This window comes from Pseudomonas sp. GW821-FHT12A04 (assembly GCF_058807755.1).
Genome location: NZ_JBXAQZ010000003.1, coordinates 1 through 15,115 on the forward strand (window position 1 = coordinate 1; position 15,115 = coordinate 15,115).

Here is a 15,115-nt window from a genome sequence, read left to right on the forward strand (position 1 = left end):
TCTTTCGTTCATGGAACCTCCAAGTTGGCGAAATCATATCGCCCTTAAGAGGTGTCCGGAATTATTAGGCCAGTTCAGCTTGCTCGCGATGCGGAGTGTCATTCGACGTTGATGGCGACTGAGCCTCCGCTATCGCAAGCAAGCTTGCTCCCACAGGGGATTTGTGCCGGGCACAATTGCTGCGTCCGCCAATGTAGTCCTGTGGGAGCGAGCTTGCTCGCGATGCGGAGTGTCATTCGACGTTGATGGCGACTGAGCCTCCGCTATCGCAAGCAAGCTCGCTCCCACAGAGGATTTGTGCCGGGCACAATTGCTGCGTCCGCCAATGTAGTCCTGTGGGACCGAGCCTGTTCGCGATGAACGATGACGCGGTATCAACCCAGCAAACGAATCGGAGCACCCGCCGACCAGGCCTGAATGTCCTCGATCATTTGCGAGAAAAACAGCCGGTAGTTCTGTTGGCTCACGTATCCGACATGGGGCGTCGCCAGTACATTGTCCAGGGTCCGGAACGGATGGTGGGCGGGCAGCGGTTCCTGCTCGAAGACGTCCAGGGCGACACCGGCCAGCCGTTGTTTCTGCAGCGCCTTGATCAGCGCCGCTTCATCGACAATGGGGCCACGCGCGGTGTTCACCAGCAGCGCCGAGGGCTTCATCCAGCCAAGGGCTTGTGTGTCCACCAGACCGCGGCTGCGCTCGCTGAGCACCAGGTGCACCGACAGCACGTCGGCCTGTTCGAACAGTTCCTGTTTGCTGACACGGGTCACACCGACCTGCGCCGCGCGTTCGGCGGTGAGGTTTTCACTCCAGGCGATGACGCGCATGCCGAACACCTGACCGAACTGCGCGACTCGCTGGCCGATGCTGCCCAGACCGAGGATGGCCAGTGTCTTGCCATGCAAGTCGCCACCCAGGCCTTGCTGCCATTGGCCGGCGCGCAGGGCATTGGCCTCGACCACCAGGTTGCGGGTCGCGGCCATGATCAGCGCCCAGGTCAGTTCCGGTGCGGCGTGTTTGTAGCTGTCTGTACCGCTGACCTGAATGCCCAGCGCGGCGGCGGTTTTCAGGTCCAGGGCCGCGTTGCGCATACCGCCGGTCACCAGCAGCTTGAGCTTGGGCAAGCGCCTCAGCAGGTCTTCATCGAAGCGGGTGCGCTCGCGCATCACGCAGATCACCTCGAACCCGGCCAGGCGCTCGGCCAGGGATGAGGTATCGGTGGGGTAGTCATGGAGAAAACTTACCTCACCGACGCTGTCCAGTGCCGACCAGTCCACTGCATTGCGCGCCACATCCTGCCAATCATCGATCACTGCAATCTGCACAGGCATCAGCCTTTCCTCTTCAACGCACGGGGTTGGTCTTGTTCAGCCAGGCGAGCAGGGCCTGGTGGAATCGGGCCGGTTCTTCCATCTGCGGCGCGTGGCCCATGCCGGGGAATTCGACCAGTGTGGACTGGGGAATCATCCCGGCTACCTGTTTGCCGAGGACGTCGTAGTGCCCGATCTTCGCCTTGACCTCGGGTGGGGCGATGTCACTGCCGATGGCGGTGGTGTCGGATGTTCCGATCAACAGCAAGGTCGGCATCTTCAGGTTCTGGAATTCGTAAAACACCGGTTGCGTGAAGATCATGTCGTAGATCAGTGCCGAGTTCCACGCGACTTGCGTATGTCCCGGGCCTTTGTTCAGGCCGGCGAGCATGTCGACCCAACGATCGAACTCCGGCTTCCAGCGACCGCCGTAATAGGTGGTGCGTTCGTAGTTGCGGATACCCTCGGCACTGAGTTTGAGTTCGCGCTCGTACCATTGATCAACCGTGCGATAGGGCACACCGAGGGCTTTCCAGTCTTCCAGGCCGATGGGGTTGACCAGCGCCAGTTGCTCGACCTGTTCGGGGTATTGCAAGGCGTAGCGAGTGGCGAGCATGCCGCCGGTGGAATGCCCCAGCAGGGTGGCTTTCTGGATGCCCAGCGCCTTGAGCAATTGTTGTGTGTTCGTCGCCAGTTGCTGGAAGCTGTACTGATAGTGCGCCGGTTTGCTGGAGGTGCAGAAGCCGATCTGGTCCGGGGCGATGACCCGATAGCCGGCGTCGCTGAGGGCTTTGATCGAACTGTCCCAGGTGGCACCGCAGAAATTCTTGCCGTGCATCAGCACCACGCTGCGGCCATTGGCCTTGCCGTTGGCGGCGACGTCCATGTAACCCATTTGCAGGGATTGGCCCTGGGAATCAAAGGCGAAGTGCTTGAGCGTGTAGGGGTAGTCGAAACCTTGCAACTCGGGGCCGTATTGCGGCCCTTCGGCGTGGGCGATGACGGGCAGGACGGCGGTCAGTAACAGGCTGGGTAACCAGCGGGAGAAGGGGCGCGACATGGGAGAGCTCCATGGAAAATCCGCCTATGTTGGATCGACTCGATTAGGGCGGCATTAATCACAGGCAATCGCCGCCCTTGAAGGTTCAACCCATCCAGCCCAAAGTCGCCAACGCCAGCACGCTGTAGCGGGCGCCTTTGGCCAGGGTAACGATCAGCAGGAAGCGCCCCAGCGGCTCGCGCATGACCCCGGCGACCAGCGTCAGCGGATCGCCGATCACCGGCAGCCAACTGAGCAGCAATGACCAATGGCCGTAGCGTTGGTAATGAAGCCGGGCCTTTTCCAGATGCCGGGGGCTCACCGGAAACCAGCGTCGGTCGTGGAACCGCTCGATCCCACGCCCCAGCCACCAGTTGATTAACGAGCCCAGAACGTTGCCGAACGTTGCCACCGCCAGCAGTGCCCAGAGCCAATAGCGATCACTGAGCAGCAGTCCGACCAGCACGGCTTCGGATTGCAACGGCAGCAGCGTGGCGGCACCGAATGCCGCGAAAAACAATCCGAAGTACGCGCCGGACATCAATGGGCGGGGTAGTCCGCAACCACCACGTCAGTGCCGTCCTTTTTCAGGCCGATGACCTGATAGGCATCGCTCATGCCGTCCATTTCCATGCCGGGCGAACCCATGGGCATGCCGGGGGCCGCGACGCCCAGCAGATCGTCGCGTTTGCTCAAGGCCAGGACCTGATCGGCCGGGACATGGCCTTCAACGAATTTGCCATTGATCAATGCGGTGTGGCACGACGCCAGGCGTGGCGGCACGCCGTGCTGTTGCTTGAATTCGCTCATGCTGGCTTCTACGTGGTCATCGACCTTGAAGCCATTGGCCTCCAGGTGGGTGATCCATTTTTTGCAGCAACCACAATTGGCGTCGCGATGAACCTCGATCGGAATGAGGTCGGCGGCCTGGACCAGGGAAGACATGAACAGGGCACTCAGGGCGATCAGACGCAGAGGGTTTCGCATGGGATTCGTCTCAGCTAACGGGCAAAAAAACGCATTCTGACCATTTTTATGGGTCAGGCATTCAAGGAGTGTTTCCAGTTGCTACAAGATAGGCCATTCAATGATGGTAGATCAACGCTGTCAGGGAGATGAGGGGGACATTACAAAATTGTCAGCTTGAAATGTGGAGGGTAAGTATTGGTGTTGATATAAACCAACTATCCGCCCTGTACGAAAAGTCTGAAAGACTATTCATCAATCTTCCGAAGTTCAATAAACATGAGGTTTTACAATATGTATCTTAATTGTATGAAAATTGTTAAAGCGCTGAATTAAAGTTTGGTGGCGTTAGTGCTCCGGCCGATACTTCTGACCTTCTAACTTGATCAAAAAGAAGGAGTTTTCAATGACTATCGGCTATACCGGCGCCTGGACCCCGAAGGCGGGCCTGTTGGTTCGAGATACCGCCAGCAGATCAAAGCCTGTTCCCCAGAGCGTCAAGGTCAGGCAGATGCTTGACCTGGTGGGCAACAATCCAGTTGAACTGGATACAGTCAAGATGGACAAGATGAAATTGCGCAAGCAGATGAAGGGTTTTGATCCCACTAATATTTCAGTCAAGTCCATGGGCAGTCTCAGTGTCTTACTGAAAGAACGCGGCCTGATCAGTGATGTGACGGCCGTCACGCTGAGCAATGCCGGTGACAAGTTCGACCGGTTTGGCATCAAGGACCCTGATGCGAAGTTCAATGCGCTGGAATATTTCGCGACGCAACTGGAGAACATCCAGAACAACAATTTGAAGGGTAACAAGTACGCCAATTACTTGGTTCCCGAGTTCAAGAAAGCGATCTACGTGCTGCAAAACCTGGAAACTTACGGCAAAAGCAACGGCCCCATGGTGAGGCCGGGCACTGTTCTCTCGGACGAAGCCTGACGCCCTGTTGCCCGGCCCGCCCGGTTCATTGAGCGGGCCGGCGACCCTTAGCGGTCGAGCAGCTTCATGACTTCTTCCGGATAACGCAGGCCAGCGGTGGCATTCGCCGCAAAGACCGCTTCCAGCGCGTGCAGTTCTTCGGCGCTCAGCGTCACCTCCAGAGCGGCCACGTTTTCTTCCAGGTATTTACGTTGCTTGGTGCCCGGAATCGGAATCAGGTAATCACCCTGGGCTAGTACCCACGCCAGCGCCAGTTGGCCCGCCGTCACGCCTTTTTCTGCCGCCAGCGCTTGTACCTGTTGCACCAGCAGCAGGTTTTTCGCGAAGTTTTCGCCCTGAAAGCGCGGGCTGAAACGACGGTAATCGTCGGCCGCGAAATCATCCGGGCTTTTCAACGCGCCGGTCAGAAACCCTCGGCCCAATGGGCTATAAGGCACAAAGGCGACGCCCAGGCGTTGGCAGGCCGCCAGGCAACCGTTTTCTTCCTGATCGCGGCTCCACAACGAGTACTCGCTTTGCAACGCACTGATCGGATGAACCTTGTGCGCTCGTTCCAGGGTCGCCGCCGAGGCCTCGCTCAAGCCCAGATAACGCACCTTGCCGGCACTGACCAGTTCGGCCATGGCGCCGACGGTTTCTTCGATGGCCACCTGCGGGTCGATTCGGTGTTGGTAATACAGGTCGAGGGTGTCCACGCCCAAACGCTTCAACGTGCCGTCGATGGACTGGCGAATGTATTGCGGCCGACCGTTGACGCCACGGGCGGTGGGGTTGGCCGGATCGCGGACGATCCCGAACTTGCTGGCCAGGAACACCTGATCGCGCTTGCCGGCAATGGCCTTGCCGATCAGCTCTTCATTGGTGTGCGGGCCATACATATCGGCGGTATCGAGCAGGTTGACGCCCAGTTCCAGCGCGCGATGCAGGGTGGCCGTGGCTTCGCGGGCGTCGGTGCCGGTGGTGTAGAAATCCGGCAACTGGAGGAGGGGCGTTTGTGTGAAGTGCTGAGGGAAGTGCCGCCACCGGGCATGCCGATGACGGCGCTTTATCCGCCGCACCGCCAGTTATCCCGGCGGGTGCGTGTGTTCGTCGATTGGTTGGTGGAACTGTGCGCCCAGCCGGGCAATGACTTTTACCGAAAGGATTCAGGCCGTTGAGCCACTGTTAACGATGTGGGTAGTAACCTGGTCCGCCATGGTTGGCATAGTGATCGTGATGCCAGCCCCCGTGGGGGAAAACAATGCATCCGCTCAGGGTCAGGATGGCCAGCAGGGGAATCAGCAATGTGATTCGACGCAACATTTGAAAGTCCTCATGGTTATCGCCGCAATGAAGCCAAAACTCTTCATCGGCTGTAACATGAGACCCCGCTTGTAGCCGCTTATCCCCGAAACAGGGTAAGCGCTTGGCATGCGCGTCGATACAAACCGGATACATTTTCAGATTCAGGAACCCGCAATGACTCAGTCGCAACGTTTGAAATACTCGATTCTGATCTCCCTGGTGGTGCTGGGGATCATGTTTGGCCTTTCCTGGTTGCAGAACACCGGCGTCATCAGCGAAAAACTGTTCCAGTACATCGCCATTGGCGTGGCGGTGGTCGTGGTGGTCATCAATGGCGTGATGCGCCGCAAGGTCAAAGCCTGATCATTCGATCATCGGTTACGCAAAATGGCAGCAGCTTGGGGATGCAGGCTGTAGCTCTTGTCGGGGTTGAGGACAATCACGCCTTCGCTGCACAAGCGCTTCAGCACTTCACGCACGCTGAGAAAGGACAGGGGAATATCCAGGTCCAGCAATTGGCTGTGCACGCCACGCACGCCAAGGCTGCGGTCGTTTTCGGCGGCCGTCAGCAGGGCATCGATGACTTTCAGGCGGATCAGACTGGTTCGAAGGCCAAAGCTTTTGAGCAGGACCCTGATCCGCTCGTTGCCGTGGCGATCGGTACGCGGCTCGAATACGCCGACTCCCATGGAAGTACCCTTTGGCGCGTTGCTACCGTCCGTTGGCAGTTGCGAGTTGTACATTGCAAAACTCCTTTCAGAGCCTGATCAGGAAAAAATGGGCGCTCTTACAGCATTAGACGTATGAGCAGCCCGAATCATGAAGGCTCGAATGTAGAAATTTTGTCGCCATCGCGTGATCAACCTGTCAGACCATGGGGCGTTGCGCAGTAATCTCTAAAATTTTTGTAGTGAGCTTCGTCCCTACAGGGAGGCCCGGTGCGCGTGGGTATGCGCAGCCGTGACCATCGTTTTTTCGATCAGGAGCGAGCGTGATTATTTCCAGCCAGTTAACCAGGTTGAGCCTGGTGGGTGTGACTCTGGGGTTGAGCCTGGGGCTGAGCCTTGCGGCGAGCGCGAGCGATACGCCTGCGCAAACGAGCGCCGAGATCCGCCGCACCGGTTTCGGCGTGCCGCACATCCGCGCCGACAACGAGCGAGGGCTCGGCTACGGCATCGGCTATGCCTACGCCCAGGACAACCTGTGCCTGTTGGCCAACGAAATCACTACGGTCAACGGTGAACGTTCGCGGTACTTCGGGCCGGATCAGTTCACCGTCGAAGAGCGCGAGAACCTGGCCAGCGATGTATTTTTCACCTGGCTGAACACTCCGCAAGCCGTCGCCGGTTTCTGGCAGGCCCAGACCCCGCCAGTGCGTGAGTTGGTCGAAGGCTATGTGGCGGGGTACAACCGCTCCTTGAGCGAGCGTCGCGTCCAGGGATTGCCGCCGCAGTGCCAGGGAGATTGGGTGCGCGACATTACCACGTCGGATCTGGTCAAGCTGACCCGGCGCCTGTTGGTCGAAGGTGGCGTCGGCCAGTTTGCCGAAGCCCTGGCTGGTGCCACGCCGCCCCAGGCCGTGGCCCGGGCGTCGAGCGCACAGGCGGCGTTCCAGGTGGCCGCTACGCGGATGCAGCGTTTTGCCCTGGACCGTGGCAGCAACGCCGTCGCGGTCGGCAGCGAGCGTTCCTTCAACGGACGCGGCATGTTGCTGGCCAATCCGCACTTTCCGTGGGTGGGCGGCATGCGTTTTTATCAGATGCACCTGACCATTCCCGGCAAACTGGACGTGATGGGCGCGGCGTTGCCCGGCCTGCCGGTGATCAACATCGGTTTCAATCAACATCTGGCCTGGACCCACACCGTGGATTCGTCCAGGCATTTCACGCTGTATCGCCTGCAGCTCGATCCCAAGGATTCGACTCGTTACCTGCTCGACGGCCAGTCCTTGCCGATGGACAAGCAGACCGTGACCGTCAACGTCAGGCAGGCGGACGGGCAGGTCCGGGCAATTTCCCACGAGGTCTACAGCTCGAAATTCGGTCCGGTGGTGCAATGGCCGGGAAAACTGGACTGGGATCATCAATACGCCTACAGCCTGCGCGACGCCAATCTGGATAACGACCGGGTTCTGCAGCAGTGGTACGCGATGAACCGCGCTGAAAACCTCGAGGATTTCCAGGCTTCGGTGCACGAGATCCAGGGCATTCCGTGGGTCAATACGCTGGCAGCGGACGATCAGGGGCAGACGCTGTACATGAACCTCTCGGTGGTGCCCAACGTCAGTGTCGACAAGCTGGCGCAATGCAGTGATCCGCGCGTTGGCTTGCAGATGATCATTCTCGACGGCTCCAACAGCGCCTGTGCCTGGGACATCGACCCGCAGGCTGCACAACAGGGTATCTATGCTGCGGACAAGTTGCCGCAATTGCTACGCAAGGACTTTGTCCAGCACTCCAACGACTCGGCATGGATGGCCAACCCGGCGCAACCGCTGACCGGCTATTCGCCGTTGATCAGCCAGGACAGTCAGCCACTGGGGCTGCGCTCGCGCTTTGCCCTGGACCGTTTGAGCGCGCTGGCCCAGGCCGGCAAGGTCGAGGCAGCGGACTTGCAACACATGGTCATGGACGATCGGGTTTATCAAGCCAGTCTAGTGATGCCGGACCTCCTGCAATTCTGCGCGGCGGACCTCGGTACCGATGCCAAAACGCTCGCGCCACTGTGCGCCAGCCTCAAGGCCTGGGACCGCAACGCCAACTTGGGCAGCGGTTTGGGCTTTGTGCACTTCCAGAATGTCATGGAGGCGTTGGAGTCGGTGCCGGACGTATGGCGTGTGGCATTCGATCCGCGGGATCCGCAACATACCCCACGGGGTCTGGCAGTCGATCACCCGCAGGTGGCGAAGGCGCTACGGGCAGCGATGCTGGCTTCGGCTGAACAGGTCAAGGCGGCAGGACTCAAGCCGGACAGTCGCTGGGGCGATATCCAGGTGGTCAGCAGCGGCGGACAACAGACACCGATCCACGGCGGGCCGGGAACGTTGGGGGTCTATAACGCCATCCAGAGCGTACCGCGCAGCGATGGCAAGCGCGAAGTGGTCAGCGGCACGAGCTACCTGCAAGTGGTGACCTTTGACGACAACGGACCGCAGGCCAAAGGGCTGCTGGCATTCTCGTTGTCCAGCGACCCGGCCTCGAAGTATTCACGGGACCAGACGCAGGCCTTTTCCAGGAAGCAATGGAGCGTGCTGCCGTTCACCGAGCAACAGATCCTGTCCGATCCGGACTATCAGGTGCAGACGATCCGCCGGCAGGATGCAAAAGTGGCCGCGCAGTAAGGTAGTGGGGTTTCGCATGAATGCTGAAGGCCGCATCCGCAAGGGTGGCGGCCTTTTCAGCTTTTCGGGGAGATTTGCGGAATCGCGTTGACCACCAGATTGCCGTTCTGGTTACGGGTCAGGTAGACCGGCAGGACCCGCGGCAAGGACTTTACCAGGCCGTTGATCTCTTTGATGTTGTAGATGCCGCCGATATGGATTGAGCCGGTGCTGTGGTCAGCCACCATCAACGGTTTGTCCAGGTAGCGATTGATCAACGGCAGCGCATCGCTCAAGGCCAGATCGTCGAGCACCAGCTTGCCCTGGCGCCAGGCCAGCGAGCTGTCATTGTCATAGGTCTGGCTGATGCGGGGAATGAAGTCGCCGCGGCGATAACTGGCCTGCATCGCCGGGCCAAGGCGCAAACCGTCGCCTTGCAGGTCGGCGTTGCTGCTGACCAGTACCGATCCTTCGATCAGGTTGACTTTGACCTGGTCTTCATACATCCAGACGTTGAATTGGGTGCCGGTCACGCGAATCCGGCCTTCGGCGGCCTTGACCAAGAAGGGGTGGCGGGTGTCATGACTGACCCTGAAGAAGGCTTCGCCTTTATCCAGCGTGACTTGCCGCTGATCCTTGTAGTTGCTGTACGTCAGCTCGCTGCCCAGGTTCAGCTCCACCTGGCTGCCGTCTTTCAACGTGACGGTACGCACATTGTCGGTCGCTTCGAAATGCTGGTACGCGTTCGGTACCCAGCCCAGGTGCCAGCCGCCATAACCGGCCAAAGGCAGTGCCAGGGCACATACCGCCGCGGCAATGGCCAGGCGGCGCCACGGGGTTTCGGGTTGGCGGCGAACCAGCGGCACGACGGGTTCGGGACGAGGCAACTCGCCGGCGACATCCCAGATCTCCAGCATCGCTTCGTACTCGAAGGCATGGAGCGGATGTGCATCACGCCATTGCTCGAACGCCTGGCGTTCTTGCTCGGTGCAGTCACTGGCGTGCAGACGCATGCACCAATGCGCGGCAGCATCGGTGATAGCGTCGTATTCGGCTTCCGAAAGTGTGTGGTCGGTCATTGGCCCTTCCTGATTTCCTGCATTCTAACCTTGGGGGAAGTCTGCGAGAACATCAGTCATGGCATTTAACCATCAATGTGTTGTTTTTTTTCAACGCATCGCCTTTGGAACATCGGTTGTCGAATAAACAGTATCCATAGGGTGCGTGAAAAAAACATCAAGTCAAACACCGTTGTGCTGCGCAGACCCGGGGATCTGCGCGTTGTTACGCCGCGGTCAGGTTTCAGCGGTCGGAGTGACCGGCACCGGGTCTAGTTGCCGGCCCAATTCGCAGATCAAAAAGGCGATCGAGTCGGCATTGTGCAAAATGACATCGGTTCGGAACTTCGATTCCTGCCTGTTTAAAAAAGCTTCCCGTGCCTTATCCATGGTCTGGCTGCCCGTCAGCCGTAGAATGGCCTTGCCAATGTGATAAGAATCCGGAATCGAATCCAGGCTGATCCAGGATTGCAGGCCACTGTTCCAGCGTGCGAACAGTTCCTCTTTCGGCGTTTTCATCGATAAGGCTTCTCGCTGGAAATCCAGCTGAGACTGTTTCTTTGCCGCGCCATAGCCGGTGACCGACGCTACCAGATCGCTGAACGGCAGCCTGGCCTCAAGGTATGCAATGTCCACGGCCCCGGAAAACAAATGAGCGAATTCGTGTATCAGGGTCGCGGCCTGGCTGTGGCCGTCGACATCGAAGGGCTGTGTCAAGCTGGATTTGTACCAGTCGAGTTGTTGATTGAAGAATTTTTCCGTGAAATGCACATTGCGCTGTAGATCCTTGTCCACGACAAACGCGACGAGGTTGTCCTTCGGGTCCCGGCTTGAACCCACGATAAAGCGTTGCGAGTTCATCCAGTCTTCATCGGGATCGACCAGCGCGTTGCAGACGGGGACGATGGCCTGTTTGATTTTTTCGAGCAGTGCTTTGTCGACCTGACCAACATCAAAGAACTGTTTGAGGAAGGTATCGAGCCGTGTGCCCGGGACGAGTTTCCTGAGTTGCACCAGATTGTGCAGGCTGTTGAACGCATAATAACGAGCCATGTCGATGGCCTGCACGATCATGCGGGCTTTAGCGGGATGCTTTGCCCGGATTTCGTCCATCCCCCGGGCCTCGATGTTCAGGACCGCCCGCGCAACATAGGCGTTGGCATACTGATTGTGCATTTTCGAGACGACTTTGCCGAAGTGAACGGTGTGGAAATCCGGGTCGATGACCAATTGTTTGTCAGGAGTAGTCGTTAACACGGGGCCTTCTTCCTTGCCTTTGATCGTTCTCCAGACCGCTCCGGTCTTGTTCACGCCGTACACCTTTCCGGCAATGGCGGCATAGTTTTTCTTGCTGCCCGCGTCCAGATAGGTGCCGTCAGTGCTGTTTTTCGCCAGGTCCTTGAGTTCAACCGTGGTTTCGAACGGTTGCAGCCGGGTGCGCATTGCTGCTGTCGACCGAATCTTCGACCAGGGTTGAGCGATCACGGGGGTGACAACCGGTGGAGCAACGGCTTCGCCGGTTTCCTGGGCGCTTTCGCCCCATCCTTCAAGTGACAGCCGGCCCAATGACAGGATTTGCGCCGCCCCGGCAATAAACTCGCGCAACGCGGTCATCCAATGATGGTCCTGCAAGGCTTCGGCCGAATTGAGGGCATCCTTGTAGGCCTTCCAAAGAAACTGCACGTACGCGAGTTTGCCCGGCAGCAGGCTTGAAATGCGCTCGATGCCGGCGCCGAACAGGTGTTTAACGGCCTCCCAGTCCGACTGACCGCTAGCGTGTGACTGGCTGGCGAGCATCTTCACCAACAGTTGGGTGTTGTCATGGAACAAATGGGTGAGCAGGTTGCCGCCGATGGGGTTGGACGCAAGGGTGATTTCGCTCGACTGGCCGACGGTGGACTCCAACAGGTTGCGAAACACCGTTTGCTCACTGTCCGGCAGGCGACGTATCAACATGTCCTGCAATGGCCCCGGTGTGTTGAGTGCCGAAACAACGCTGGCCTCATTGTTGAATTCAACGAAGGGTGAACCGCCCGGGTGGTAAGGGGCATAGAGGATTTGTGGGCCTGCCTTGCCCGAGCCTGGACCAATCAGGTACAGGCCCAGCGCCTTGACGGCGGCGGCACCGGTTGTCTTGATCAGTTCCAATGGTCGGGCAATGGCGTGAGCACCTTCTACGGTCGCCCGGGCGATGGCGTCCGGCATGTCGAATACTTGCCGAAGCAAATCGAAAGCGCTGTCGGAAAGCCGTTGCTGCAGTTTCAGTTCGTGCGCGTGTTGCAGCAGTTGCCAGGGCAGTTGCTTGACGAAGCGCAACATCTTGCTTTCGACGTCGGCCGCTTGATTCGACAAGCTGTCCGTGACCTGTTTGGCGTAGTTTTGCGCGATGTCCAGTGATCGCAACAGTTGGCGGACAGCCGCCTGATCCAGATTCCGGGGCAGCGTTTGAGTGGTCGCCGACCCGACCTTGAACCCTGTGCCTTGCGCAATGTTGATGTGCTGCAAGGCGAACTCGGTGAGGCTCCGGGCGGGGCCGACCAGGGCCAGGTCCGGGGTGATTTCGATATTGTCAGGGTCCAGCGCTGTTGCGGGGAAGCGGCTGGCGAGCAACGATTTCAGTGTTTCCTGCACATACGACTTGAGGGGTTTGGTCCCGTGTAAATAGTCTTTGTCCTCAACAACGCTGTGGCGGTATTGCTCCAGCAGTTCAAGGTGCAGTCGCTGCTCTTGCAGCGGGGCCATTCCCAGCCAGGCGGGCAGGGACTGCTGCTGGCTGATCGCCCGGGCAATCGACGTGGCTCTTCCCAGGTTGGTGTTGAGGACCGTTGTGGTCAGGTCTTCAAGGGCTTTTTTCTGCTTCGTGTCGCTCAGGTCGAAAGTACGTACGTGTTCGCAGCGAGCCAAAAAGTGCTCGATGGACGATTGCGCGACCCGTTCCAACACAGACCCTTCAATCAGCCGCAACGGTCCCAGTGAGTAGCGTTGGTGAAAGACGCGCTGGGTCGGGGTCAGGTTTTCCAGCAGCGCCAGGCGTTGCTGCGGCTCGAGCAGGCGGCGGTTCAGTTCCAGCCGTGCACGACTGATGGTGTCAAAGACTTCCAGGCCCTCGGCGGGCGTCCACAGGATCGTCCGGCCGGAATGCGAGGGATCGAGTCCGCCACGCTCGGTCACCAGCACACAATGGGCCAGGGGCAGGACATCCTGCTGGCCGGAGCGCTCCAGCGTCAACGAGTAGGCATCGGGGCGGAAACCCTTGAGTGACAAGCGGTTTTGCCGGTCGGGCTGGTCCGGGTTGAAGACTGTTTCGACAATGGCCCGATCCGCATCCCGCAATGTTGCACCAAGCACCCGCAGGCTGGCCTCGCCACGCAGGCCAACGGCAAGTGCATGGGCCAGGCGGGGTTTCATGTTTTCCAGATAGACCCGTTGCAAGGCCAGAGACGCAACCGGTTGTGCTGCAAAGTCCGCGTTGATCAGTGTTTCGATGTCGCAGAAGGTTTTGACGAAAGCTGCCGCCGTATCGGCCAGCACTGTGGAGGGATGCTGATTGCCGGATAACACGGGGCGTGTGCTCCAGCGTCCGCCGGCATCCAGCGTCAGCAGTCGCTCGCTGATCATCGAGCGGATATCCAGCGCCTTGTCGAACAGGGCGTGGATGTCCACGCTGCCGTCACTGTGACGGAACACCTGCAGGGCATATTCCATGTTCTGCCGTTGCTTGCTGATGATCCCGTCGAAGAGCTTGGGGAAGATCGCGCCGCCAATCACTTCCCCGGTCACATTCGGTCGGTCAAAACCAATGAAACGCTGGCGTTCATCCAGGCTCAGCAGACCATAGAGTTCATCCTCATGACCGGCCGCACTGAACTTGCTCAGTAACGTATCGCACAAGTCCTGATAGTTCTCGAGCACCTGCAGGCCTGCGGTGGGCGTGTAGAGAAACGCATTGCCGGCGCTGACCATCAGTGAGCCGGCCAACTCTACATAGTTGGCCTGGTACTCCCACAGACGCACGGTTTCGACCGTCATAGCTTTGTTCGTCCGGCTGGCCGTCGAGATCAACGCATGCAAGTCCTGGCTTTGCTCAGGGGTGATGATCCCGGCTTCGCGCTTGAGCAGCAGTTGTACCCTCGTCTGGTCGGCGATGGCCTGGCCGAAGAACTGGCGACGCGATGCACCTTCGGTGCTCGCCGCAGCCCAGAAACCTTCGAGCTGCCCGATCAGCAGGCCGATCAGTTGGCGCGAGATTGTCGTGACGGCTGTTTCCCAGAGTGGCTGGTCGGCTTTTGCCGGGGACTTTCCCGGATGGGAAAATTCATGGGACTGCCCGGATGGCCAACGCTGATGGCGATAGTGCAGGAGTACCGCGTCACTCAGGGAAAGGGTGTTGACCCAGCGTCGCGCCGGATGGCTTTCGCCCGCATTTTCTGGCGTTGTAGCCAGGTAGAAGTTCACTTGGGTCCGGCTCTGATCCAGACCGGGAAACGACGCCGCCAGACGTTGACTCAGCAATGTGTCGAGCAGAGAGGTCAGGGACGGCAGCGCTTTCAATTCGTCGAGCAGGGCCTGGTCGTTAAGTTGCTGCTGGGTGGAGAGGGTGTTGCGCTGGTCTTCGAACACGTCCCCGTCGATGGTTTGAAAGTCCAGTTCGATGTCGGTGGCGCCCACCACGGCCTTGCGTTGAGACAGCGCCATGAAGGCCAGCAGGTCGTCGTCTTCACCGGCCGCTTTGAGTTGCGTCACCAGCTGTTCGGTCAGGGCCGTACGGTCGGCGAACTTTTTTATTCCCGCGTACGGGGTGTAGAGAATCACGCCATTGTCATCGGGCGTCGCAGTCAGCAAAAAACTGCCGGCCAGCACCACGGGTTCCAGTCCAGGGATTTTCAGCAGGATTTTCTTCGCCAGCATGGGCGGCGTCTGCTCGTCGCGCAGTGCCTGGGTGGCCAGTTCGATATGGCTGAACCATTCGAAGTCCCTTCGCGTCAGTCCGTGGGTTTGGCCAAGTTCTCTCCAGAGACCGCGCGACATCAGCGCCTCGGGGAAAAACAGCGGAGTTACTGGTGTAGACATCGTCGAGTCTCGTTCTAGGTGCCACTCAATGGCGCCTGTGGATTGAGCATCGAGACTAAAAGCCGGTGCGTTGACGCGGGTGGTAAATAGATAACGCACGGGTCGCGGGCGTTTGTGACAGGGATATACCTCATC

At 59.0% G+C, this 15,115-nt stretch carries 11 protein-coding genes and 2 pseudogenes; 4 read left to right on the top strand and 9 right to left on the bottom strand.

Translation table 11 applies throughout. From position 1 onward, the window contains the following. Nucleotides 1-374: 374 nt before the first annotated feature. The 4 genes from AC1RS8_RS05415 to AC1RS8_RS05430 all read right to left on the bottom strand — a co-directional run bounded on the left by AC1RS8_RS05415 (nt 375) and on the right by AC1RS8_RS05430 (nt 3,333). A complete protein-coding gene (locus AC1RS8_RS05415) occupies nt 375-1,328 on the bottom strand; it encodes a D-2-hydroxyacid dehydrogenase family protein (protein ID WP_489338577.1) in 954 nt (317 codons plus the stop codon). Between the two features lie 13 nt (nt 1,329-1,341). Beyond that, a complete protein-coding gene (locus AC1RS8_RS05420; RefSeq protein ID WP_489338576.1) occupies nt 1,342-2,367 on the bottom strand; it encodes an alpha/beta fold hydrolase in 1,026 nt (341 codons plus the stop codon). Nucleotides 2,368-2,452: 85 nt separating this feature from the next. Further along, on the bottom strand, nt 2,453-2,887 hold the full coding sequence (locus AC1RS8_RS05425; protein ID WP_090455409.1) for a YqaA family protein: 435 nt from the start codon (nt 2,885-2,887) through the stop codon (nt 2,453-2,455). After that, entirely contained in the window at nt 2,887-3,333 is a 447-nt protein-coding gene (locus tag AC1RS8_RS05430) for a DUF411 domain-containing protein (RefSeq protein WP_057714701.1), read from the bottom strand. Before AC1RS8_RS05430 ends, AC1RS8_RS05425 begins: the two co-directional genes overlap by 1 nt. A 385-nt stretch (nt 3,334-3,718) precedes the next feature. Between AC1RS8_RS05430 and AC1RS8_RS05435 the strand changes: the two genes are divergently transcribed. After that, nucleotides 3,719-4,249, top strand: coding sequence for a hypothetical protein (locus AC1RS8_RS05435; protein WP_057714702.1), 531 nt, complete (start codon nt 3,719-3,721; stop codon nt 4,247-4,249). A 47-nt stretch (nt 4,250-4,296) separates the two neighbouring features. Here AC1RS8_RS05435 and AC1RS8_RS05440 read toward each other — a convergent pair. Next, a pseudogene (locus AC1RS8_RS05440) lies at nt 4,297-5,226 on the bottom strand (aldo/keto reductase); the annotation flags it as partial. Between AC1RS8_RS05440 and AC1RS8_RS05445 the strand changes: the two are divergent. Continuing rightward, nucleotides 5,221-5,406 (top strand): annotated as a pseudogene (locus AC1RS8_RS05445) (LysR substrate-binding domain-containing protein); the annotation flags it as partial. The pseudogenes AC1RS8_RS05440 and AC1RS8_RS05445 sit on opposite strands and share 6 nt — an antisense overlap. Nucleotides 5,407-5,413: 7 nt before the next feature. Here AC1RS8_RS05445 and AC1RS8_RS05450 read toward each other — a convergent pair. Beyond that, a complete protein-coding gene (locus AC1RS8_RS05450; RefSeq protein WP_167362865.1) occupies nt 5,414-5,551 on the bottom strand; it encodes a hypothetical protein in 138 nt (45 codons plus the stop codon). Between the two features lie 156 nt (nt 5,552-5,707). Here AC1RS8_RS05450 and AC1RS8_RS05455 point away from each other — a divergent pair, with 156 nt between their 5' ends. Further along, complete coding sequence (locus tag AC1RS8_RS05455; RefSeq protein ID WP_090455405.1) at nt 5,708-5,896, top strand: hypothetical protein; 189 nt, start codon at nt 5,708-5,710, stop codon at nt 5,894-5,896. 8 nt (nt 5,897-5,904) lie between these two features. Here the strand turns inward: AC1RS8_RS05455 and AC1RS8_RS05460 are convergent, their stop codons facing one another. After that, a complete protein-coding gene (locus AC1RS8_RS05460) occupies nt 5,905-6,276 on the bottom strand; it encodes a hypothetical protein (RefSeq protein ID WP_057714705.1) in 372 nt (123 codons plus the stop codon). A gap of 248 nt (nt 6,277-6,524) precedes the next feature. On the opposite strand from AC1RS8_RS05460, the gene pvdQ reads away from it, so the two are divergent. Continuing rightward, nucleotides 6,525-8,873 carry a bifunctional acylase PvdQ gene (gene pvdQ / locus AC1RS8_RS05465; protein WP_489338575.1) on the top strand — a complete coding sequence of 783 codons (2,349 nt, stop codon included), beginning with the start codon at nt 6,525-6,527 and terminating at the stop codon, nt 8,871-8,873. A gap of 56 nt (nt 8,874-8,929) precedes the next feature. Here the strand turns inward: pvdQ and AC1RS8_RS05470 are convergent, their stop codons facing one another. Together AC1RS8_RS05470 and AC1RS8_RS05475 are read right to left on the bottom strand one after the other, a co-directional pair. Continuing rightward, a complete protein-coding gene (locus AC1RS8_RS05470) occupies nt 8,930-9,931 on the bottom strand; it encodes a FecR family protein (protein WP_489338574.1) in 1,002 nt (333 codons plus the stop codon). A 216-nt stretch (nt 9,932-10,147) separates the two neighbouring features. Continuing rightward, nucleotides 10,148-14,980 carry a dermonecrotic toxin domain-containing protein gene (locus AC1RS8_RS05475; RefSeq protein ID WP_489338573.1) on the bottom strand — a complete coding sequence of 1,611 codons (4,833 nt, stop codon included), beginning with the start codon at nt 14,978-14,980 and terminating at the stop codon, nt 10,148-10,150. Nucleotides 14,981-15,115: the final 135 nt, after the last annotated feature.